Consider the following 22016-nt stretch of genomic DNA (forward strand, 5'->3'; position numbering starts at 1 on the left):
GCGTCAGAAATCCCCTACACAGCCCGGTCAGACTAAAATTGATCCCCCGGATCAAGGGCTTAACGTCGCAACCGCGCCATGCACACAACCTGAAGGTCAGAGGCGCAAATCCTACTCCCGCAACCAATCTCTAAAACCAGAAAACAATAGATTACACGCCGCCTTCGGGCGGTGTTTGTATTTGACGTGTTGGAGCGTGGTGCTACAGCGGTGCTACGCAACAGAGCAAAGAACAGCACACTAATTGAACCAAAACGAACCACTGTAGTCGCCGATTCTCTACGCTGAAGAAAAACCAACCCACAGTTTCCGTGGGTACTGTCAGCCAAGTGTAACTGCATAGCTCGTTGACGTTTGCGTAAGTATTTTCTGCTTGTTCGAAACAACCCACGCGACCGAACCGCGCGAGTCGGGTTATCGATGTGGCAGCCGGTCAGGATCAGCAATCGGGATCCCGCCGCAACGATTCAGAGTTAGAGGGCTCAGAATCGATTAATCACTGAGTGCTAAAAAATGAATTTCAAGCTTGGTGGAAACAATAAGTGAATAACTTGTATGTGGATCACCAATTCATGTTCAAAAATGACCGTAGTCAGCGAGGAAAGACAATTAGCTTAAAGCATGTGACACCAAGTTTCCGTGCCCCTAATCGACTAAACCAAACAAGTAGGTTGTTTAGTTCGGAAAAATAATACGAGCACAGCAGCATTTCAAGTGTTGGAAATACAATGGAAAAATTGGCACACATACCGCTAGGATAGCGTTCGCGAGTACTCGTCTCACCGGGTATGACGATGCCGCAGAGTCTCGGGTTTGAAGACGGTACAAGCTATCCGATTAAAAGAATGTGTCCCAAAATTGACAAAATTCGTTCATTTCCAGTTCATTTTAAGTTCATTTTGGTGTAAGTTATTAACTGCTTTTTCAAATTGTTCACGGTTCCACCAGTTATGAGTTGTTCAGATGGGTACAGATTTTGAAGATTTGACCGAAGGAAAATCGGTATTCCTTTCGATAAAGCGAAGCCAGCAAACCAGCGATGACGCATGTGGATTGATGACCCGTTTCCGTAGCGAGTCCGAGGGTGCGGTTCTGGTTTTGGTCGCCATGATGATCATCCCGATGCTTGCATTTATTGGATTTGCGCTGGAGCTTGCGCTGACCGAGAATGTTCGGGTCAAACTGCAAAATACGACGGACGCGGCCAGCCTTGCCTCGGCGGATCTTGAGCAGGTTTTGGATCCTGAAGATCTGGTCGAGGATTTTTTTGAAAAAGCAGGGCTTGCTGCCAACCTGAAGAATGTCTCGATAGTAAACACGCCAACTGAACGGACGATTAGAATTACTGCGGGCGAAGAAGTTCCGGCTTATCTAACACAAGTTGTGGGTTGGGAGTCATGGGATGTACCCGTTGTTGGTGCTGCAACAGAGTCGCGCCAGGATCTGGAAATTGCAGTCGCCCTGGACAATTCCGGTTCGATGTCGTGGGCGCCAGGGGCTACCAGCGGGCCAGCTGCCACACCGTCTCGGATGGATTTGTTGATTCCAGCAGCCCAAGCATTCGTAGACGCTGTCCAGCCCCGCCCGGGTCAGCCTGGTAACACAACGATTTCACTCGTTCCATTTGCAACCCAGGTTTCCGTTGGTGAAGCATTGCTTAGCAACTTCACGGTCAGTTCTGAGCATTCCACTTCGAACTGCGTGACCTTCAGCAACGCTTCCGACTACCAAACGACAGTCATCCCTACAGATACGACCCTATCCAGAACAGCGCACCATGACGCCCGAGGGCTTGGCAGCGATGTCACTCAGTTTGGCGCAGTTTGCCCAACTGACTCTGCTGTACGTGACATTGTTCCATGGGCGGAGGATCCCGAAGTTCTTAAGGCGCGTATCCGAGCAATGCAGCCTTACGGTTTCACTTCGATTGAAATGGCGGCGAAATGGGGCGCTGCCATGCTGGATCCGTCGTTGAGACCGGTTTTGTCATCCTTGTCAGGAACTGCCGGATTTGAATACTTAGCCGCTCCGGCCGCACGAAACGTTCCTGATGACTTCACCAGCGCCGATACGGTAAAATATCTGATCGTGATGTCAGACGGCGAGAATACGCAGAGCTACGACATCAAACCCCCCTTTCGCAGTGGCAATTCGCCGGTATTCAACGTGCCAGGAACGAACAGGTATGCCTATTTCAGGAACCGTCGCGGGCCATTTGATTACTATCACGTCCCGGGTAACTTCTGGAGCACGTCGCCAGGCGGAGGAGCCGTCCGTTTGACTTGGCCAGAGGTCTGGGCAGCTATGCCAGTACGCCGATTTGTAAACGACATACTTGCGCCAGCGGATACCCGGCGATCGGCCAACAACCATTATAATCGGATCGTCACATCAACCCTAAACACGACGAAGAACCCTCGTACCTCCGCGATCTGTCAGGCGGCCAAGGACAGTGGTATCACTATCTTTACCATCGGCATGGATACCTATGCGCAGGGCGATGCCACTCTTTTGGACTGTGCCTCGTCCCCCGCCTTTTTCTATGACGTGAATAGCCTTGATATTGCTTCGGCCTTTGAGTCGATCGCGCGGCAGATCAACCGCTTGCGATTGACACAGTAACGAGGGCGGAGGGTTTTGATCATGACTACCATTCGTAACGACAAAAATATGGCCGTATCGCAACAACCAGAATCCGATGCGAACAGCGGCTTTGTGACCAGACTTCGAAATTGGCGAAAGAACGAAGTGGGCGCAGTGCTGGTCGAATATGCGTTCTGCTTACCGCTGCTTTTGTTGATCTGCTATATGACGCTTGAGTTCAGCTTTCTGAAGATGCGTCAGATCTCGCTGGATCGTGTGACGGACCAGACTTTTCGCGAGCTACGCCTCGGATTGATTCCCGATCCGGATCACGAAAAGGTCAAAGATGCTATGTGTGCCAAACCCTTGGCGCGTTTCATCCTTTGGAATTGTTCGGACAACCTGTTGCTGCAGGTGCGCGAGGTAGAAAGATCGGTGTGGAACTTGGATCTGGGTCAAACCAATTGCCTCGATACGACACCGGAAGACGGTTATATGCCGCCAATTGATTTCAGTACTGGAATCGAGAACCAGTTGATGGTGGCGCGGGCCTGCCTGATTCAGGGCTCATTGTTTCCCCCGATCAACGCGCTGCGATCGCTGCCGCGGTATGACGAGTTCGGGAATTTCGCCCTTGTGTCCAAATCAGCCTTTGTGAACGAGCCTTTCTGACATGTTTAACCAGTTGAACAGTTACGTCCGCGCCGTGTCTGGCGCTGTTGCCCGCCTTAAAGCAGATACAAGCGGTGCCGCGCTTGTCGAAATGGGAATGGTGTTACCGTTTCTGATCTTTTTGACGGCCGGAGGTATCGTTGTGCAGGATGCGATACGGGTTACGTATCTGCAGTCTAAGGCAGCCTATACCGTATCTGACATGGTCAGCCGGGAAGACAATTTCATCGATTCAGGCTATTTCGACGGTATGGACAGCATTTACAGGTTTCTGACAAACAACAGCTATCCAACCGAACTCAGGATGTCGACGGTCGAGTGTACGGCAGATTGCGCGGATCAGGCGCAGCGTGTTTTGGAATTCTGTTGGTCCGAGTCGACCGACGGGCTGACGGATCTCACAAATGCGCAGATGATCTTCTACGCGGACCGGATCCCGCTTTTTGCTGAGGGTGACACGTTACTCATGACCGAGGCGTTTCTGGACTATACTCCTTGGTTTGGCGATTTGATTATCTCAGCCCAAACCTTTGATTCGATTGCCTTCACTCGCCCGCGTTTGGCACCGCAAATTAAGTTCGATACGGGCGCCATAGATACGGACGGTAACCAGATCATCCGGGATTGTTTTAACAACTAATTCAAAGCCCGGATGCCACCGACGATTGTGCCTCTGCCGTTCGGCTTAAACGACGTCCTGTAGTAATTTCCAAGGCTGCTAAAATTTTCGGTGAAGTAAATATAAATCTTTGATTTAAAACACACTTTCAACACATGCCGTGCACCTCTACGGTCCTGATGCCGACTAGCTCTGAACCCGTGTTTCATCGGGTTGGAGAAAAGGGATGTGGAGCTGCGGAGCGAAACTACGGGTGGAAGGTCGCAAAACCAACCGGTACCGTGCCGGTCTGGTCATGTGTCTTGCTTGGGTTGGCTTGCTGTGTCTGCCGACGGTCAGTTTGGCGGAAACGTTTAACTCCTTCGTAGTTGGTAATGATCGGGGTGGATATTTACACGATCGCATTGTCGAGCTGGAGAATCTTCAAAGACATGGGGTTCAGATCGAAATTCGCGGGCGTGTCTGTTTTTCGACCTGTACAATGTTTCTGGGCTTGACCGGTACGTGCGTTGAACCACGCACGGTTTTCGGGTTCCATGGTCCTTCACGTGGGCGGCGCCGGTTGTCGAAAGAGGATTTTGACTACTTTAGCCAAGTCATGGCGGCATATTACCCCGAACCTTTGCGATCATGGTTTATGGAGACTGGACGCAACAGAATTCATGGCGTGCACAAGATCAAAGGTGCCGAGCTGATACCTCCGACACGGGCGAAATACCCGTCAAGCTTGGCATCCCACCGAAACCCGATAGCGGGAGTCTCGACCGCATGTGCGGTGATGCATGCGTGCAAACGGTGAGACACGACCGTATCCATGGCCTTTATGGCGGTGACAAGCTCTCGCGGTTTTTGTGGTCGCGGCATCCGGAACAGATTTTGCTTGGATGAAAGGGACGTCCACAGTTGTTCCAGCATCTCTTCATCTTCGCCCGCCCCGTTTGTGAACAGCGTGACGGGTTCTTGTCGGGTTTGGAACTCGGCCAGAATCGACTGGTATTGAGATAGGGACTGTCGGAAGCCAAGCGCGTCTTGATCGGTATGGGTTTTGATGGCCGCCGGGTGTGCGACACCCAATCCGATGGTTCCCGCAACATCGGCTGGCGGTGGAGGCAAGTCCAAATTGCCCGCGATGAGGGCCGGATCAGGAACAACGTGAATCTCTGGTGTGTTCAACCCTAGTGTTTCGTAGTGCTGACGAAGATTGTCCGCCGACCCCTGATCGCGAACAGACACAAAGCACAATTTGGTCGAGCTCAATAGATCGGCGAAAACCGCAAGACCGCGGGGTGACCAGGTTTTTGCGACGCCAACGGAATGTAGGGCGATGGGCAGGTCGCGCCGCTCTGCTTCATGCACGACACGGGATATCTTGAAGGGAAAATTCAGGTTGGCATCGCTCAGCAACTGACCTCCGCCAATCACGACGGCCGTGGCGTCGCCAAAGCGATCAGGGATCAAGGGTTCAAGCCGTTTGCGGATTTGTCGCCTGACAAGTCGGGTCGCAAGGTGTTGAGAGATGCCTTGGGGCAACCGGTTTAGCAGGGACAATAGTAAGGTCCGGGCACCCTTTGGTGGTTTGGCAAACGTCTGACGCCCCGCCAGGTCCAACCAACACATATAAAGACCTTCGTTTTGGCGACGCAACTCAGTTGTCAGACAATCGGCGATCAAACCGTCCCCGAGATTGGGGCTATGCATGACTGCGGCCAATACGATCTTCATCCCGTTCCCTTTGATACCAAAATGTTTGCCAACAGCGCCTGATCCGGTCCGAACCGGTTTTGCAGGTCTTCCAGAGTCTGCGCCTTGGGCGCGGCAGGGTTTGATCCGGCATCAGAGGTGAACAGGATTTTCGAAACCAGCGAATTGCTTTTGACCCTGGATACGACGCCGGGCAACCCAAGACGGCGGACCGCCCAACCGCTATTGCGCAATAGGCCGACAAGCATCGGACTTCGAGCGGCCTGTGCTTCGAGGATCCGGTCGTCATAGGACAGGGTGTCCATGAAACGAATGCCCAGTGCTTCGCTCATGGCGCGACCAAACCCATGTGGATCTGATCTGAGTTGCCCGAAATCCAGAACATGCACGCGATCTTTTCCAAGGTGGCGCATGGCGTTCTGAACGTGCTTGCCGAACAACGAGTGTTCGATGATCTGCGGCTTCTGGTGTAAGGCGTCTTCGAAACTGGCAGTCGTCCGGCCAATCTTTCGCAGGTATTTCCAATGAGAGACGCTGCGCGAAACCGGGTCGCGTACCGTCACCAGAAACCGGCTGTGCTGTGGCAGATCTTGCGCAATCCTTTGCAACACCACCTCGGAATAAAGATAATCGTGGCAGATCTCACCGATGCGTATGGCGTTGGTTTCGTCGGGAAATTGACGGCGGTACCAGTCCGGACCTTTGTCGTAAAAGCGGTCGAAATAGAAAATCTCTTTCGCGGTGGCCAGAGCGACATCGGGATGCTGGTTCAAAATATGCCAAATCCAGGTCGAGCCGCATTTGTCGCCCCCCAGATACAAAAAGTTCACGGGGCTTTTTTGATCGCTCATGCCCGTGGCTCCTTTGCAAGGAAGGATAGGTTTACCAGTCCGGAAGAGATCCCTGTTTTCCGGAAAACATAAAAATAGGCAGCACAGTTCAGAGCAATCAGGTTCAGGCTTATGCAAAACGCAGCGCCCATGGTCCCCCAAGCCGAAACGGAAAAGGGCAAGGCCGCCAAGGACAGACCGGTTGTGACGGACAGCATGACAAAGTGCACCCGCTCATGTCCCGACATCTCCATGATCTGGGTCGTCGGCCCTGAAAAGGCGCTGACAAGATAGCCAAAGCTGATCACGATCAACTCGGGGTGAACCACTGCGTATCCGGGGCCAAACAGCTCTAATATGTGGTCCCCCCACAGAACGAATATCAGGAAGCTGACCAACGTTGGCAGGCCCAGCATCAGGCTAATCCGGCGACAGGTGGTTTCCGCACCATTGTGATCGTTCCTGCCAAACTGGGCCGCCAGCAAGGGGGCTGCGACGATGTTGATCGCCATCAGGAACAGTTCAAGCACCATGGCCGTGCGCATTGCGGCAAAAACGGCACCCACCATAGCGGCAGGAAGCAGCCCGCCAAGGATGACAATCGCCACGTTGCGCCCAGCCGCGTTGACAACCGAGTTTCCCCACATCCCCCATGAGGCCGACAGCCATTTGCGTTTCTCACTGAAATCGGCAGGCCCGCGCAGCAATCGCACCGGGTTTGTCAGGGGGAGCAGAAAGGACTGCGCCAATGTCAGCACGATCAAAAGGCCCGACATGGTCAACACTGTGGTCACTGCATTCAAACCAGGCAACCATCCGGATACCGCCAGAGCGGCCACTGAGATCACGATCAGGCGGAACAGGATGTCCCTTGGAACAAGTGCGATCCAGACCGAACCCGCAGCCCTTTGTGGATTGGGCTGAAACTCGGCCAGAGCCAGCGCAACCGTCAACAGGGCCGCAGACCACAAGAAGCCCTGCTGGTTTGCGAAGGACGGCAGGGCGTATGCCGTCAAAGCCAAGCCCAATGCCGCTATGATCGAACCGCTTAGGACAATGGCATAGCTGAACCGCAAAACGCCCCGGGCTTTGGCGTCCTCTTGTTCGTGCAAATAGAACGAAGCAAAGCGCAGAATGACACTGCGTTGCCCGATCGACCCGACAATCGCCAATATAGTCGCCAATGAAAACGCAAAGCTGAACTGTCCAAATCCCACGTCGCCAAGGCTGCGTGACAAGGCGACGAACATCAGAAATGAAAGCCCCGCCGCTCCGCATTTTATACACAGAGCGGCTAGGCTTCTAAGGGCAAACCTTCTGCCCGAGGTCTTTGTACCCGTGTTAGTGTCGCTTTGGAGCATTATGCGCGGCGCAGGTCCGGGGCGGTCAGGTGCAGTTCTTGCCTCACCAGATCCGCGATTTTGGCCTTGAAGACCCATTGATCGAACCTGGCCGCATGCGCGCGTATTTTCGAAGGTGCATTGGTTAGCGCCACGTCGCCCTCAAGCGCATCAATCGCGGCATTCAACGCTGTCACTGTCTGGTCGTGAAAATGCACGCCTGAAACACCCGGCAGCACTGTATCCAATGCTCCGCCGCGCCCATAGGCCACCACTGGGCGCCCCGAGGCCATCACCTCGACCGGGATGATCCCGAAATCTTCTTCCCCGGGGAAGACCAGCGCTTTGCAGGTTGCAAATTGGCGTTTCAGCTCCGCAAAGGGCAAACGCCCAAGAAACGTGATGTTGTCTTTGGCGTTTTTCGTCAGCTCTTCGCGCAGTTCGCCATCGCCGACGACAACCAGTTTACGCCCCGAAGCGTTAAAGGCATCAATGGCCAGATCGGCCCGTTTATAAGACACCATTTCCCCCGCCAGAAGATAGTGATCGCCGACGTCGTCCGAGATGCTGAAGTCATCGATTTCGACGGGCGGGAAAATGACATCTGCTTCGCGCCTGTAATACTTGTTTATGCGCTGGGCGACGAAGCCCGAATTTGCCATGAAACGGTCCACCCGTGCGGCGCTGGTGACATCCCATATCCGCAGCTTGTGCGCCACAAACGGCATTGCCAGACGGGCGAAGCGACCGGCAGAGGCGCGATAGATGTGATAATGGTCCCAGATATAGCGCATGGGCGAATGACAGTAGCACAGATGCACCGCGTCGGGTCGGGGGATGATACCTTTGGCCGGGCCACTTTCGCTGGACAGGATCACGTCGAACTCGGTCATATCCATAAGCTCAAGCGCCATTGGCATCAGAGGCAGGTATTTCTGATAGTGCTTTCGCGCGCCGGGCAGCTTCGAGATAAAGGTTTCCCGAACCTCGTGCCGTCTGATCCTGTCACTGACCTGAGCGGGGTCGTAGACATGGGTGATTATGACCGCGTTCGGAAACAGCTCCAGAAGGCTTTCGACAACTTTTTCGCCTCCACGCATGCCCAAAAGCCAATAGTGAACAATTGCCACCCGAAGCCCCGCCAAATCGGCCGAATTCCTCTCGGAATGCTCGGTTGGAAGCGCTTTAAAATCTGTCATTCAAAAAACCTGTGAAACTGACAGCGCTTCAATACCGCGCTGCCGTCAAGTTGATGCGATCAGTCCCGCGCATAAACGTCTTCGTATCGAATGATGTCATCTTCGCCGACATAGGCCCCGGTTTGAACTTCGATCAGTACCATGGGCACTTTGCCCGGATTCTCCATCCGGTGGACCGAGCCGAGCGGTACGTAAACGCTCTGGTTCTCGGTCACCAGTTTTACGTCGTCGTCGATTGTCACTTTTGCGGTGCCTTCGACCACGATCCAATGCTCAGAGCGGTGGACATGGCTTTGCAGCGACAATGACGCGCCGGGATGGACAAGTATCCGCTTGACCTGAAAGCGGTCACCCACAACCAGGCTCTCAAACCACCCCCAAGGCCGATGGTCCTTGGGGAATTGGGTGGCCTGCGCAGACCCCTTGGCCTTAAGCGCGGAAACGGCTTTCTTGACATCCTGCGCTCGGGACTTGTCTGCCACCAGCACCGCATCATTCATCGCGACGGCCATGATATTGTTCAACCCGATACCCACGACCTCAAGCCTGTCGCTGTCCGACCGTAGCAGAGTGTCATGACAGTCGATGGCGGTGGCATCTCCGGTGGTCACGACTCCGTCGGCATCTGGCCCGCTTTCGCGCCATACCGCGTCCCAGCCGCCCAGATCCGACCAGGCTGCATCAAACGGAACCACGGCTAGGTTGTCCGCCTTTTCCATGACTGCATAGTCGATCGAGATATCCTCGGCCTTCGACCATGGTTCAGCCGCAAGACGCAGAAAGCCCAGGTCAGGTTTGGCGACGTCCAGCGCTTTTTGTACCGGCTCCAACAGCGTTGGCGCATGTTTTTCGAAAGCTGCGATGATATCGGTCGCGCGGAACAGAAAGATACCGGCGTTCCATTTGAAATTCCCAGCTGCCAACATCTGAGCCGCCCGCTTGGCATCGGGCTTTTCCACGAATTGCTTCAAAGGAACAGCGGCGCCGTCGGTGCCGGGTTGTTCAGCCAGTTCCAGATATCCATAAGCCGTTTCCGCATGTGTCGGCGTTATGCCAAATGTCACCAGTTGCCCCTGCGCCACCGCATCTAGACCCTGTGCCACAGCAGCGTGAAATGCTGCGACATCAGGAACGACGTGGTCAGACGGTGCAACCAACAGCACTGCGTCTTTGTCTTCAGCATGCGCATGAAGGGCGGCAGCCAGAACGGCTGGGGCGGTGTTGCGGCCCTCGGGCTCGATCAGGATGGCTCCGGGGTCGATGCCAACGGACTGCAATTGCTCGGTCACGATAAAGCGAAAGTCCGAGTTGGTCAGAACCATTGGTGCAGTGCATTGCAGCTGATCGTTGTCAGCGGACAATCGCAGCGCCGAGCTTTGAAACAGGGTATTGTCCCCGATCAGCGACACGAATTGTTTTGGATAGCTTTTGCGGGAAAGCGGCCACAAGCGGGTTCCAGAGCCTCCGCACAAAAGAACGGGAGTAATCTGCATGATGGTTTCACTCAATCAAACCTAGGTTGTCTTTGGTCCTAGAGAATGGCCTTTCCTTTGACAAGCTAAGGGGCATGTTTGCGATGTAGAATTCTCATTTTTGATTGAGTTCGTACATTTTTGACTCACCCGCTATCCAAAAGGTGAAACTCATGTGCTCAAGACTGCCCTATCGCCGTTTGGACGACACTAAGCATTTGTTTCTAAACGCCGAAAAGAGTTTGCAGGCGATGATTAAAAAATGATCGCCAGAGTCAAAAAACCGTGCAACCAACCCGCTAAGCCAGATGAACAATTTGACTGAACAGTAAAAAAATGCTCGCATCCCAAAAAACAGGAGAGTGTCATGGCTGATCATAAATTATCGCGAAGGTTATTGCTTGCTGCCGTTGCGGCGGCGTCCACTTTGTACTCTGCCGGTCTGGCGGCGGCTGAGACGGTCAAGGTGGCCGCAATCTACACTCTGCCGGTGGAACAACAGTGGATCAGCCGCATCCACAAAGCGCTGAACGCTGCCGCCGAGCGCGGCGATATCGAATACGTATTCTCGGAGAACGTGGCCAACACGGATTACGAGCGGGTGATGCGCGAATATGCTGAACAGGGCTCGCAACTGATCGTGGGCGAGGTGTTTGGTCTGGAACGTGCGGCGCGCAAAGTGGCCAAGGATTATCCTGACACGGCATTTCTGATGGGATCGTCCTTCGGTCCTGTGGGGCCGAATTTCTCGGTCTTTGACAATTGGATTCACGAACCATCCTATCTGACAGGCATGGTTGCCGGTGCCGCGACTGAATCAAACGTGATCGGTATGGTCGGCGGTTACGCCATCCCCGAGGTAAACCGCCTGATGAACGCCTTCATGGACGGCGCACGCGAGGTGAACCCGGATGTCAAATTCCTCGTGACCTTTATCGACAGCTGGTACGACCCGCCTAAAGCTAAGGAAAGCGCGATCGCCATGATGGATGCAGGTGCGGACATCATGTATGCCGAACGTTTTGGTGTATCGGATGCAGCGGTTGAGCGCGGCGTCAAGGCCGTTGGCAACGTCATCGACACGTCGGGCGACTATCCGGGTACGATCATGGCATCGGCCTTGTGGCATATGGAGCCGACAATCGACAAAGCCATCGCCAACGTTTCCAGCGGCACGTTCGAGGCGTCGGATTACGGCCAGTACAGCTTTATGGGCTATGGCGGTGGCTCGATGGTTCTGGACGAGGAGCTGGTGCCTGCTGATGTTGTCGAAGCGGTCAATGCCCGTCAGGCGGAAATCCTTGATGGTCTGTTCCGCGTGAATGTGAATGACGATCGCCCGGTCTCGGACCAGTGATCCTTTTCGGGCCGGTCTGTGATACCGGCCCATTTTCCAAATGACCAAATCCACAGTTCTGAAACTCAACGGGTTGAGCAAGCATTTCGGCCCGGTCATCGCCAATGACAACGTCCACCTGAGCCTGAACAAAGGTGAGGTTCTGGCATTGCTGGGCGAAAACGGCGCGGGTAAGACCACGCTGATGAATATGCTGTTTGGGCATTATTTGCCCGATTCAGGCTCTATTGACGTAGCGGATGAGGCCGGGCATCTGCACCCCTTGCCGCTGGGCCATCCGCAGGTGGCACTGGCTTCGGGTGTGGGAATGGTGCATCAGCATTTCACGCTGGCCGAGAATATTTCGGCTTTGGACAACATTACGCTTGGGTCCGAACCATTGTTTGCCTTGCGCCGCAAACGGCGCGAAGCACGCCGCAAGATCGAGGCGATCATGGCGCAAAGCGGCCTGACCGCTCCCCTGGACACACCGGTCGGGCGTTTGTCAGTGGGTGAGCGTCAGCGTGTCGAGATTCTCAAAGCCCTCTACCGCGACGCGCGCATTCTGGTTCTGGACGAACCGACTGCCGTTCTGACCCCGCAAGAGGCCGACACGCTGTTCCAGAACATTCGACAGATGACGGACGAGGGGCTGTCAGTCATTTTCATCAGTCACAAACTGCGCGAAGTTTTGTCTTTCTCTGATCGTATCGCTGTGTTGCGCCACGGGAAGAAGGTCGGCGAGATGTTGACTGCGGATGCCGACGAGAAATCGATCGCACGCATGATGGTTGGTGCCGACACGCCCGAGCTGGCCGGGTCCGAACTGACACCGGGTGATCCCGTGCTGACCATGTCCGACGTTTCAGTTCCAGGGCGGTCCAAACGGGACACATTGACCGGGGTGAACCTGACTGTTCGTGCGCATGAAATTCTGGGGATTGCCGGTGTATCGGGCAACGGGCAAAGCGGTCTGGCCAACGTCATTGCGGGTCTGACACGGCCAGAACAGGGTCTAATTCGGGTGGATGGAGTCGAAATCACCTCTCCGACCCCCGCCAAAATGGTGGGTGCAGGCGTTGGCCGGATTCCCGAAGATCGGCATCACGAGGGGATCGTAGGGGCCATGAGCGTGGCCGAAAACATGGTGATAGAGCGGTTAAACGACCCCGAGGTTCAGTCCTATGGTTTGTTGCTGCGGGAAGATATCCAAGACAACGCCGCGCGGCTGTCCAAAGCCTATGACGTGCGCGGACCGGGTGTTGATGCGCCAGCGCGCTTGTTGTCGGGGGGCAATATCCAAAAGCTTATTCTGGCGCGTGTGTTTGACCGCTCCCCGCGCCTTATTCTGGCAAACCAACCGACACGTGGTCTGGACATGGGCGCGGCGGCAGAGGTCGGCAAACGTTTGCTGAACGCACGGGCGCGTGGCGCTGGTGTGGTCCTGATTTCCGAGGACCTTGATGAATTGCTATGCCTAGCGGACCGCATCGTTGTGATCCGTGACGGCGAATTGCATGAAGCCCCCGGTCGCGACCGCGAGCAGATCGGACTGATGATGGCAGGAGAACCAGCATGATCCGCATCGAACCGCGCCAAACCCAGTCGCGGGCTTTCACTCTGGGTGTGCCCATCCTGTCCGCCGTGATCGCGCTGGGCTTTGCTGCCATTCCCCTGCTGGCTGCGGGTGCAGATCCGATCACTGCATACGCCGAGATGTTTCGTGGCGTCTTTGGGTCGGTCTTTGCCTTCTCTGAGGTGCTGACGCGGGCGACACCGTTGATCTTCACCGGCCTCGCTGCCGCGTTGGCCTTTCGCGCAAAGCTGTGGAACATCGGGGCCGAGGGACAGCTTTATCTGGGCGCTATGGCCGCCGTGGCTATTGGATCTGGGGTGCTGGATATCTCTGGCATCCTTCTGTTACCGCTGATCGTTCTTTTGGGCGCGGCGGCGGGGGCGGCGGGGATGGTCGCCCCCACTTATTTGAAAACCCGCTTTGGTGCGGATGAGGTGGTCACGACGCTGTTGCTGAACTTCATTATCCTGATCTTCGTTCAGATGATGCTGGAAGGGCCATTGAAAGATCCGATGGGGTTGGGTTGGCCGCAATCTGCTCCGGTTTTGGAACAGGGAATGCTGCCTCCGTTGTTGGACCGGATGCGCGTTCATTCGGGGCTTATTTTGGCTCTAATACTTGCCGGATTGGCACAATTCATGTTGGCGCGATCTGTATGTGGCTTCCGCCTGCGCGCAGTCGGAGAGAACGCCGCCGCCGCGCGTCACGCAGGGATCAACGTGAACCGATCGCTGTTCGGCGTGGCCATTCTGTCGGGTGGTCTGGCCGGGCTTGCGGGTGTCAGTGAAGTCGCAGGTCTGAAAGGATACCTAACCGCTGATCTGTCGCCGGGCTTTGGCTACACGGGCATTGTCGTCGCCATGCTGGCGGGGCTTTCGCCGGTGGGGGTTGTGATTGCTGCGCTGTTTATCGCCTCAATCTTCGTGGGCGCCGACAGTATGAGCCGGGCCATGGGTGTCTCGTCGTTCCTGGCGGATCTGGTCGTTTCAATGTCGTTGCTCTGCGTTCTGGTCGGCGGGTTCGTGGCGCGGTATCGCATCGTCCGGGCCAGCACCACGAGGGCTGCGTCATGATGGATATCCTCAACATCCTGCTCTCTGAAAGCTTTTGGGCTGCGTCCCTGCGTATTGCCACACCGCTGATCTTTGGCGTGCTGGGCGCGCTGATCTGCGAACGGGCGGGCGTTTTGAACCTTGGAATCGAGGGCATCTTTGTCGTTGGCGCCATGTGCGGCTGGATGGCCGTCTGGTTGGGTGCTGGCTTGTGGGGCGGTGTTTTGGTTGCCGCGTTGGCCGGAGGGTTCTTCGGCTTGCTGCACGCGATCCTGACGGTGCCTTTGGGGTTGTCGCAGCACGTCTCGGGGTTAGGGATCACGTTGTTTGCGACCTCGGCCAGCTATTACACCTATCGCACGGCGCTGCCGAACGTTTCGTCACCGCCGAGGATCGAGCCGTTTCAGCCACTGGATTTGCCTGTGCTGTCAGATTTACCTTTTTTAGGGTCCGTTTTGTTCCAACAGACGGCGCTGACATGGCTTGCGCTGCTGCTGGTTGTGGTGGTCTGGTACGTGCTGAACCGCACCGCGCTGGGCGTGGCCATCAAGGCCGTGGGGGACAACCCCGACAGCGTCGATGCGCAGGGCCTTTCGGTCTATGGGCTGCGGATCGGTGCCATCGTCGTGGGTTCGGCCCTGATGGCTCTGGGCGGAGCCTTCCTGACCATGAGCGCCTTTGACGCTTTCTTTTTCGGTATGGTCAACGGGCGCGGCTGGGTCTGTATTGCGCTGGTCATTTTCGCCAGTTGGAGGCCGGGCAAGGCGCTGCTGGGCGCGCTGCTATTCGGTGCGTTCGACGCGCTTCAGGTACGCTTGCAAACCGAGGTTGGTGCGTTGGTCCCCGGTCAGGTCTTCCTGATGGTACCCTATGTCCTGTCGATCATCGCCCTTGTGATCGCCGCGCGCTCGGCCGATTATCCACGAGCATTGCTTACCCCATGGTTTAAAGGTCAACGCTGATTATGGTCGATCTGCTTATCAAAAACGCCACCTTGAAGGACGGTCAGACCGGCATGGATATCGCCTGTCAGGACGGCAAGATTACGGCGGTCGAAGCCGGGATCACCACCGACGCGGCAGAAGTGATCGACGCCCAGGGTCAGTTGGTCTCACCCCCATTTGTCGATCCGCATTTCCACATGGACGCGACCCTATCACTGGGCAATCCACGCATGAATGTCTCGGGCACGCTGCTTGAGGGGATCGCGCTGTGGGGTGAGTTAAAGCCGTTGCAATCGGTCGATGACATCGTCGCCCGCGCGTTGCGCTATTGCGAGCTTGCCGTAGCCAAGGGCATCGGCGCGATCCGCAGCCATGTGGATACTTGCGATGATGAACTGAAGGGCGTGCAGGCGCTGTTGCAGGTACGCGAGCAGGTAAAAGACTATTTGGACCTGCAATTGGTGGCCTTCCCGCAGGATGGTGTGTTACGCGACCCGACCGCGATGCAGAACACACTCCGCGCGCTGGATATGGGCGTTGATGTGGTGGGCGGTATCCCGCATTTCGAAAGGACCATGTCGGATGGGGCGGAATCCGTCCGACTGCTGTGTGAAATCGCGGCTGAACGCGGCTTGATGGTCGATATGCACTGTGATGAGAGCGACGACCCCCATAGCCGCCATATCGAGACGCTTGCCTATGAAACCCAGCGATTGGGGCTGAATGGCCGGGTGGCGGGGTCTCATCTGACGTCGATGCACTCGATGGACAATTACTACGTTTCGAAACTGATCCCGCTGATGGTCGAGGCCGGGGTGCATGCGATCCCGAATCCTCTGATCAACATCATGCTGCAAGGCCGCCATGACAGCTATCCCAAGCGACGGGGCCAGACCCGCGTACGAGAGTTGCGCGATGCGGGGATCACGGTCGGGTTCGGCTCTGACTGTGTGATGGATCCCTGGTATTCGCTGGGCAAGGCCGACATGCTGGACGTGGCCTTTATGGGGTTGCATGTGGGGCAGTTATCCAGCCGCGCAGACATGGCATGGTGTTTCGAAGCAGTAACTACGAATTCCGCCCGCATCATGGGGTTGGACGGATACGGTGTGGCCAAAGGCTGTGATGCGAATTTCGTGCTGTTGCAAGCGGCAGATCCGATTGAGGCGATCCGCTTACGCGCGCACCGGCTGGCTGTGGTGCGCAAGGGGCGGGTGATCTCTCGGTCGGCCCCGGTGACGCATGATCTGAGCCTGCCGTCCGGAAAAAGAACGCTGGACGAGGCTCGTGTTCCATTTGAAGGATAGTTATCAAACCTTCGGCAGCGGCAAACATCCCGGCAGGCCCGCCGGCAGAACCAGCCTTGCTCCGCTGGCGTAGAGCGATTTGGCGAAGCCCGGAACGTCCGAGGCCACTGTGATGCTTAACCGCGAGGCCGTCAGCACCGCTGTGTCGTCAGGAAGGTTCCGAAGTAACCCGTCCTGCGGTAGCACCACTACATAGGCCGGAGCTTCGTCCGTCAGCAGGGCAACGATTACAAGCGTCGCTATCCAGCCCAGCAACACCATGGGCAAGGTGGTTAGGATCGACTTAATAGTCATGTACGTGTTCCAGCGTCAGACCCGAGCTCTCTAGCTGGCGCAGGGTTTCGAGAAGAGCCGGAACCTTTACCACGATCAGATGCCGATAATCCCCATATCCCTGACGAGGGGTACTGAATACGGAACCTGCTGTGGTTGGTTGATCCGAAATAGCGGTGAACATTATGTCGTCATTACCCGCGATCTCGACCACTTCCAGCCCGTCGCGGGCCATCTGAGCCAACAGATTGGTCAGGGTACGGTAGCGGGGAGTTTCAACTTCAGTCCCTTCTGGTCGAATGGCGATAACCTTAACATCCGTATAGCCAGTGATGTCCTCATCTGCGGCCAGGATCATTCGCAGGGTCAGTTCATCGGTGCCCACCTGCGCCACGGCTTGTTCAATTACGCCAGCATAGGCGTCTTTCGCCGTATACTCCAACCCCAGCGCAATGGCCCGTTCGCTGTCACGCAAAGATCCGGTGGATTGTTCCAACAGGGCTTGTGCGTCTTCGGCAAATGGCCATTTGTACCATGGAACCTGCTGCAGGAATTCTGCATATGAAGAGGCTTGTCGCGCAGAAAGATCGTCAAGTGGTGCTCGATCAGGTTCGCGCAGTGCGGCAAACAGGCGGCCCACCGTTTCTTCATAGGCAGCTTTCATGGCCAATTCGGTGGTAAAGCTGGTGCCGATAACGTAGACCATCTGTTTGGTGGGCCAATCAATCTCACCATGGGCCGAGGCGTTTTCAGTCAGGGCACAGAGCGATGTCCAGAACCCGGTGATCCCCTGCCAGAAGCCGTAATCATGCGGGTCTCCCGTGCTGATAACCTTGGCATAGTCATCATAGGCATGAACGATATGCCATTCGGGATAGGTCATTAGTGTCCGCGTTTCCGGGCGGTGATGTTCCGGGGGCAGAAGCGAAGCGTATGATTGCGGCTGTGCGGTGCCTTTGCAGCTTGTTTCGACATAGATGATGGGTGCGGCCAGTGCGATCACGATAACAACAACGAGCAGAACCAGGCGCCGAAGCCAGCGCAGAAGAAACCTCACGATGATCTCATTGCGTCACGCAGTCCGGCCCAGGCGGCGATGCCGCCCAATGCCAGATGCGGAAGATTGGCAAAGATACGCCCCAGCGACAGGTCCATCCCGGCCGACGGATTGGTGAAGATGCCCAAGTCCAGATAGCCGTAACCGGTGAAAAAGCCGAAGACGCCATCGCCCAGATAGGCCAGCCCGAACAGGATCAGGAACGTGCGCGCCGCTTTGTGCGACATGAGCCCCGCGATCAAAGCCCATAGGGCCGAGGCCACGTGTAGCGCGTCGTCATAGATATCCAGCGCGAAAATACCGAAGGCCAGCCCGTTTTCATCAGTCAGGCCGGGCACATAGTTCAACGACGCCGCAATCATCAGCGCGACGAAATAAACGATACATAGCTTTTGAAGGTTCGTCATACTTGCCCCAGATAGCTGTCCCAAAGGTTGTTTCGCAGCACCAGTTGCGGGTCGAGCGTACGCTTGACCCGCGCGAATTCTGCTGCGCGCGGATAAGCGGCTGTCAGTTGATCCAGCGTGGCATGCGGGCGGTAGGGCAGGTAATAGGCCCCTCCGATCTCAACAATCCGGTCAATCAGAGCGCGAGTTATGCGGGCCATGTCGGCCTCGCCCCGCTGCGTCATTTCCTGGCTGAAAGACATCACAGCGGCGATCCGGGGTTCCGAGGCAAACGACAGCACTGCCTGTTCGTCCTGTGCAACATAGCGCAGTGTGACATTCAGGAATTCCTGGTACGAGGCCGGTATCACTTCGCGGCAGGCAGTCAGGAAATCATCAAAGGCGTCGAAGCCCACGAAGTATTCGTGCAGGATATCCGTGCGATCCGGGTTGCGGTCATCCAGCGTGACGACGGGTTCGTTAATCAACGAATTCCGTGTCGCCTCGCCACCGCCCAGGGCCGGGCCCAGTTTGGTTTCGTTCCACCAGCGGAAGGTCTTGAACGCCTCGCTGCCCAGTTGCGCCCGATAAAGGCGGCTGGCTGCGTGTGACATCCACCCCGATCCCGCCGCAGGGGGCAGGTCCGACTGATCATCGGTTTCGCGATAGGCGATCAGCAGGGCGTGTTCGAAGAACGTCTCACGTTCAACATTCAGGCGACCATAGGCCATCGTGACAGCTGGATCTTCGACAGCCGCTTTGAAGCTGTCGGCAAAAGCGGTCGCCTCCATCACGTCAAAAGACGGTGTCAGTCGGGTATTCGGGACCATCTCGACCTCAAGGTCCACGATTAAGCCGATCAGCCCGTAGCCACCCATGCCGAGGTTGAACAGATCGGCGTTTTCGGTGGGTGAACAGGTAACAAGCTCTCCGGATGGCAACACCATGCGCAGTGACCGCACCGTAGATCCCATAGGACCGAAGGGCACCGGCCATCCGTGTGCATTGACCGAATAGGTCGCAGCAACGCCGAAATCATGGTTTGACTGCATGACCTTTGGCGAAAATCCTGCAGGGTCCAGCGCCGAGATCACCTGAGACCACCGCGCGCCCGCATGCGCCAGATAGGTCTGCGCGGTACTGTCCATCTGAACAGAGCCATTATCGAAAGTCAGCGCCGTGCCGTTGCGCGGAATGGCCTGACCGCCCATCGAGTGTCGGGCCGCGCCCACGTTGACCGGCCGCCCATCTGCCTGCGCCCGCGTCAACTCATTTCGAATTGCGGTCACAAGCGCGTCGCCGGCATCCTCGGTTATGACCAGATGTTTGTGGATCGGGGTCGGTGACAGGCCGCTGGCATCGTTCATGATCTTCGCGTCTTGGGGCGCAAAGGTGCGGTGCGTTCCGTCATAACTTGGCAAATCGGCGCCAAGCAAGCGCGACAGGCCCCAACCGGCCACCCCTCCGGCGGCAATCAAGGCGGCTCTTCTGGTGAATGTGCTCATGAATCGGCCTCGTCAGGTCGTGCGTTTGAAAGGGTTTGCAATATCTCGATCAGCGCGGCCTGAAACGCCTGTGGGTCTTCAAGCTGAGGGATATGTCCCACGCCCTGAAGCGCCCTGTATTGCGCATCGGGGATCAAGGTCAGCAATTCCTGGGCCTGTTCCAAAGGCGTCACGGTATCTTCAATACCCCAAATCAGACCGACCGGCAGTTGCAGCGCTTGCCAGTTCTCGGCTCGGGTGCTGAGCGCATTTTGGGGCGGAACCAGCAGCTGGGGTAACCAGTCTGCCACCGCGTCAGTATATCCGATGCGGGCCATGGGTTCTAGCAGCAGCGCGGTGACATCATCCGTCGCTGCGGACTTGATGTGCAGGAAGCTGCGCAGGAAAGCTTTGGTCAAAATCGGATTCGACACCGTGGCCGAGGCGATAAACGGGCGCACAGTGTCGCTTTGCAGGTAAATCGGGGTCTCGGTTGGTGGATCATGCCTGCCAAGGGCTATCGCTCCGTTCACTACAACAAGGCCCGACACCAGATCAGGGCGGCGCATTACGGCTTCGACAACAGGGCCTGCCCCGATGGAATGCGCGACGGCTATTGGCTGGTTGTCCAATGCCTCAAGCAGGGCGATCACACTATCGGCTTGTTTGGGGCGGCTGTAATCGCTGTCGTCAGGGTGTTGTGACCATCCAAACGGGGGCATATCAAACGCGATTGCGTGAAAGCCTGCGTCCGCGACGGAATCGAGCGTAGGAAGCCACAGGCCGGACCAGGCTGCCGTACCGTGCGCAAACAAGACCGGAGCGCCAGTGTCAGGGCCACGTTCCAGCACAAAAACGGCACCTTCGGCTGTCTCGATCAACTGGCCGCCCAATGGCAGTTCCTGCCCCAAAGCGATGGTTTCGCGGTTGTTTGCAACAAGGCGCAGCCCGATCAGAACCATCGCCACAAGGAGCAAACCCGTAAAAACAAATCTAAAAAATACACGCATTGAATTTATAGTTGGGCGCTTGAAGTTTTAATGCAACCGAGGAAAACCTTACCGTTCCAAAGCGTGTGATTTTGGCAAAAGCTGACAGATCTCCGGCAGCTTGCTAGGGTAGTTTTACTTTTAATCGGAGTTTTTTTGCATGCTTTTCATAACCAACAGATTCCCGACCCAAAGCATTCGTACCCGACGCGGGCGCCGGTTCACTTTTGACCTCAACAACAATGCGCCGTCCAATTCGGTGTTCTATTGCGAAAAGGGTGAAGACGAACACCATACCGAAATCACAAGTGCCGAATTGTTGCGGCGGGTCCGTGACAGCGATTGCCGCCAGATTCTGCTATACCTGCATGGGTTCAACAACCTGCCTGACGATGTCCTTCGAACCACAGCCGAGCTGCAACGCCTGTGTGATCTGGCCGATCCGGGCGAAGTGATGGTGCTGCCACTTATCTGGCCCAGTGACAACGAGCATGGGATCGTTCAGAAATACTGGGACGACCAGAAATCCGCAGACCAAAGCGGGTATTCCTTTGCGCGCGTGTTGGAGCGGTTTCTGGAATGGCGCAACAGCGCCGAGAATGAACCTGACGTGGCCCCGTGTCTAAAGCGGATCAACCTGCTGGCGCATTCAATGGGCAACCGCGTGTTGAGGCAAACGCTGATCGAATGGGACCGCTATGATCTGGCCTCGGGCGTGCCGCTATTGTTTCGTAACACGTTTATGGTCGCAGCTGATGTGGTGAATGAAACGGTGCACGAAGACGAACCGGGAGTTCTGGTCAGCCATGCGTCGCGCAATGTAGTGGTTTATTTCGCGTCAGACGATCTGGCGCTGCGGGCCAGTAAGGCGGCGAACCTCAAGAATAAAGTGGCCTCGCGGCGATTGGGGCACACAGGCCCCGAAAACATCGACCGAACGCCACGCAACGTGTTTCAGGTCGATTGCGATGACGTCAACACGCGCTATGATAGCCCGACAGGTCACAATTATTTTGGGCCGGTAACGCCGGGCGGTGAGCCCGGACAGGTGTTCAAGCATATCTTTGACTGTATTCAATCCGGACGTGTCTTCCCCCATGAGGAATATCGCAGGTCCGTTATTCTGCCTTCACCCTAGACGATGAGTAGACCCTAATAAGGTCTATGGATGAATTTCATGGCTATCTATCCGTTTT

General features: G+C 56.0%; 19 protein-coding genes. 9 read left to right on the top strand and 10 right to left on the bottom strand.

Annotation, left to right across the window (positions count from 1 at the left end):
- Positions 1–984 precede the first annotated feature (984 nt).
- Genes ABWV79_RS05310 through ABWV79_RS05320 form a run of 3 tightly spaced genes read left to right on the top strand, consistent with a single transcriptional unit; the run spans position 985 to position 3895 of the window.
- A complete protein-coding gene (locus ABWV79_RS05310) occupies positions 985–2622 on the top strand; it encodes a TadE/TadG family type IV pilus assembly protein (RefSeq protein ID WP_353390803.1) in 1638 nt (545 codons plus the stop codon).
- A gap of 21 nt (positions 2623–2643) precedes the next feature.
- A complete protein-coding gene (locus tag ABWV79_RS05315; RefSeq protein WP_353390804.1) occupies positions 2644–3255 on the top strand; it encodes a TadE/TadG family type IV pilus assembly protein in 612 nt (203 codons plus the stop codon).
- Position 3256: 1 nt separating this feature from the next.
- The gene (locus tag ABWV79_RS05320) at positions 3257–3895 is read left to right on the top strand and encodes a TadE/TadG family type IV pilus assembly protein (protein WP_353390805.1); all 639 of its coding nucleotides are present in this window, start codon (positions 3257–3259) and stop codon (positions 3893–3895) included.
- Between the two features lie 639 nt (positions 3896–4534).
- On the opposite strand, the gene ABWV79_RS05325 is transcribed toward ABWV79_RS05320, so the two are convergent.
- From ABWV79_RS05325 to ABWV79_RS05345, 5 genes are read right to left on the bottom strand one after another with little or no spacing between them, the layout of a single operon-like run.
- A complete protein-coding gene (locus tag ABWV79_RS05325; protein ID WP_353390807.1) occupies positions 4535–5596 on the bottom strand; it encodes a polysaccharide pyruvyl transferase family protein in 1062 nt (353 codons plus the stop codon).
- Positions 5593–6426 carry a sulfotransferase family protein gene (locus ABWV79_RS05330; RefSeq protein WP_353390808.1) on the bottom strand — a complete coding sequence of 278 codons (834 nt, stop codon included), beginning with the start codon at positions 6424–6426 and terminating at the stop codon, positions 5593–5595. The genes ABWV79_RS05325 and ABWV79_RS05330 overlap by 4 nt, the downstream gene beginning before the upstream one ends.
- Positions 6423–7844, bottom strand: a complete 1422-nt coding sequence (locus tag ABWV79_RS05335) for a lipopolysaccharide biosynthesis protein (protein WP_353390809.1) — start codon at positions 7842–7844, stop codon at positions 6423–6425. The genes ABWV79_RS05330 and ABWV79_RS05335 overlap by 4 nt, the downstream gene beginning before the upstream one ends.
- The gene (locus ABWV79_RS05340) at positions 7766–8944 is read right to left on the bottom strand and encodes a glycosyltransferase (protein WP_353390810.1); all 1179 of its coding nucleotides are present in this window, start codon (positions 8942–8944) and stop codon (positions 7766–7768) included. The genes ABWV79_RS05335 and ABWV79_RS05340 overlap by 79 nt, the downstream gene beginning before the upstream one ends.
- 59 nt (positions 8945–9003) lie before the next feature.
- Positions 9004–10437 carry a mannose-1-phosphate guanylyltransferase/mannose-6-phosphate isomerase gene (locus tag ABWV79_RS05345; RefSeq protein WP_353390811.1) on the bottom strand — a complete coding sequence of 478 codons (1434 nt, stop codon included), beginning with the start codon at positions 10435–10437 and terminating at the stop codon, positions 9004–9006.
- Positions 10438–10783: 346 nt separating this feature from the next.
- Between ABWV79_RS05345 and ABWV79_RS05350 the strand changes: the two genes are divergently transcribed.
- The 5 genes from ABWV79_RS05350 to ABWV79_RS05370 are packed head-to-tail and all read left to right on the top strand — an operon-like array spanning position 10784 to position 16631.
- A complete protein-coding gene (locus tag ABWV79_RS05350) occupies positions 10784–11773 on the top strand; it encodes a BMP family protein (protein WP_170353890.1) in 990 nt (329 codons plus the stop codon).
- 40 nt (positions 11774–11813) lie between these two features.
- On the top strand, positions 11814–13331 hold the full coding sequence (locus ABWV79_RS05355; protein ID WP_353390812.1) for an ABC transporter ATP-binding protein: 1518 nt from the start codon (positions 11814–11816) through the stop codon (positions 13329–13331).
- Positions 13331–14401 (top strand): ABC transporter permease, encoded by a 1071-nt coding sequence (locus ABWV79_RS05360; protein WP_502949854.1) that lies wholly within the window; start codon positions 13331–13333, stop codon positions 14399–14401. Before ABWV79_RS05355 ends, ABWV79_RS05360 begins: the two co-directional genes overlap by 1 nt.
- Positions 14401–15342, top strand: coding sequence for an ABC transporter permease (locus ABWV79_RS05365; RefSeq protein ID WP_170755424.1), 942 nt, complete (start codon positions 14401–14403; stop codon positions 15340–15342). The genes ABWV79_RS05360 and ABWV79_RS05365 overlap by 1 nt, the downstream gene beginning before the upstream one ends.
- A gap of 2 nt (positions 15343–15344) precedes the next feature.
- Positions 15345–16631, top strand: a complete 1287-nt coding sequence (locus ABWV79_RS05370; RefSeq protein WP_353390814.1) for an amidohydrolase family protein — start codon at positions 15345–15347, stop codon at positions 16629–16631.
- A 3-nt stretch (positions 16632–16634) separates the two neighbouring features.
- On the opposite strand, the gene ABWV79_RS05375 is transcribed toward ABWV79_RS05370, so the two are convergent.
- Genes ABWV79_RS05375 through ABWV79_RS05395 form a run of 5 tightly spaced genes read right to left on the bottom strand, consistent with a single transcriptional unit; the run spans position 16635 to position 20793 of the window.
- A complete protein-coding gene (locus ABWV79_RS05375) occupies positions 16635–16925 on the bottom strand; it encodes a hypothetical protein (protein ID WP_353390815.1) in 291 nt (96 codons plus the stop codon).
- On the bottom strand, positions 16915–17961 hold the full coding sequence (locus tag ABWV79_RS05380; RefSeq protein ID WP_353390816.1) for a hypothetical protein: 1047 nt from the start codon (positions 17959–17961) through the stop codon (positions 16915–16917). Before ABWV79_RS05380 ends, ABWV79_RS05375 begins: the two co-directional genes overlap by 11 nt.
- The gene (locus ABWV79_RS05385) at positions 17958–18368 is read right to left on the bottom strand and encodes a DUF4383 domain-containing protein (protein ID WP_353390817.1); all 411 of its coding nucleotides are present in this window, start codon (positions 18366–18368) and stop codon (positions 17958–17960) included. The genes ABWV79_RS05380 and ABWV79_RS05385 overlap by 4 nt, the downstream gene beginning before the upstream one ends.
- Entirely contained in the window at positions 18365–19852 is a 1488-nt protein-coding gene (locus ABWV79_RS05390; protein WP_353390818.1) for an FAD-binding oxidoreductase, read from the bottom strand. The genes ABWV79_RS05385 and ABWV79_RS05390 overlap by 4 nt, the downstream gene beginning before the upstream one ends.
- On the bottom strand, positions 19849–20793 hold the full coding sequence (locus ABWV79_RS05395; RefSeq protein WP_353391693.1) for an alpha/beta fold hydrolase: 945 nt from the start codon (positions 20791–20793) through the stop codon (positions 19849–19851). The genes ABWV79_RS05390 and ABWV79_RS05395 overlap by 4 nt, the downstream gene beginning before the upstream one ends.
- A gap of 187 nt (positions 20794–20980) precedes the next feature.
- On the opposite strand from ABWV79_RS05395, the gene ABWV79_RS05400 reads away from it, so the two are divergent.
- Complete coding sequence (locus tag ABWV79_RS05400) at positions 20981–21958, top strand: alpha/beta hydrolase (protein WP_353390819.1); 978 nt, start codon at positions 20981–20983, stop codon at positions 21956–21958.
- The last annotated feature ends 58 nt before the right edge of the window (positions 21959–22016 follow it).

This window comes from Ruegeria sp. HU-ET01832 (genome assembly GCF_040371315.1).
Classification (GTDB): Bacteria; Pseudomonadota; Alphaproteobacteria; order Rhodobacterales; family Rhodobacteraceae; genus Ruegeria; species Ruegeria lacuscaerulensis_A.

Excerpts from the sequence above, each read along its gene's own strand:
- ABWV79_RS05315 (WP_353390804.1), top strand. The coding sequence starts at position 2,644 with ATGACTACCATTCGTAACGACAAAAATATGGCCGTATCGCAACAACCA.
- ABWV79_RS05320 (WP_353390805.1), top strand. The coding sequence starts at position 3,257 with ATGTTTAACCAGTTGAACAGTTACGTCCGCGCCGTGTCTGGCGCTGTT.
- ABWV79_RS05325 (WP_353390807.1), bottom strand. The coding sequence starts at position 5,596 with ATGAAGATCGTATTGGCCGCAGTCATGCATAGCCCCAATCTCGGGGAC.
- ABWV79_RS05330 (WP_353390808.1), bottom strand. The coding sequence starts at position 6,426 with ATGAGCGATCAAAAAAGCCCCGTGAACTTTTTGTATCTGGGGGGCGAC.
- ABWV79_RS05335 (WP_353390809.1), bottom strand. The coding sequence starts at position 7,844 with ATGGGTCTTCAAGGCCAAAATCGCGGATCTGGTGAGGCAAGAACTGCA.
- ABWV79_RS05340 (WP_353390810.1), bottom strand. The coding sequence starts at position 8,944 with ATGACAGATTTTAAAGCGCTTCCAACCGAGCATTCCGAGAGGAATTCG.
- ABWV79_RS05345 (WP_353390811.1), bottom strand. The coding sequence starts at position 10,437 with ATGCAGATTACTCCCGTTCTTTTGTGCGGAGGCTCTGGAACCCGCTTG.
- ABWV79_RS05350 (WP_170353890.1), top strand. The coding sequence starts at position 10,784 with ATGGCTGATCATAAATTATCGCGAAGGTTATTGCTTGCTGCCGTTGCG.
- ABWV79_RS05355 (WP_353390812.1), top strand. The coding sequence starts at position 11,814 with ATGACCAAATCCACAGTTCTGAAACTCAACGGGTTGAGCAAGCATTTC.
- ABWV79_RS05365 (WP_170755424.1), top strand. The coding sequence starts at position 14,401 with ATGGATATCCTCAACATCCTGCTCTCTGAAAGCTTTTGGGCTGCGTCC.
- ABWV79_RS05370 (WP_353390814.1), top strand. The coding sequence starts at position 15,345 with ATGGTCGATCTGCTTATCAAAAACGCCACCTTGAAGGACGGTCAGACC.
- ABWV79_RS05375 (WP_353390815.1), bottom strand. The coding sequence starts at position 16,925 with ATGACTATTAAGTCGATCCTAACCACCTTGCCCATGGTGTTGCTGGGC.
- ABWV79_RS05385 (WP_353390817.1), bottom strand. The coding sequence starts at position 18,368 with ATGACGAACCTTCAAAAGCTATGTATCGTTTATTTCGTCGCGCTGATG.
- ABWV79_RS05390 (WP_353390818.1), bottom strand. The coding sequence starts at position 19,852 with ATGAGCACATTCACCAGAAGAGCCGCCTTGATTGCCGCCGGAGGGGTG.
- ABWV79_RS05395 (WP_353391693.1), bottom strand. The coding sequence starts at position 20,793 with ATGGTTCTGATCGGGCTGCGCCTTGTTGCAAACAACCGCGAAACCATC.
- ABWV79_RS05400 (WP_353390819.1), top strand. The coding sequence starts at position 20,981 with ATGCTTTTCATAACCAACAGATTCCCGACCCAAAGCATTCGTACCCGA.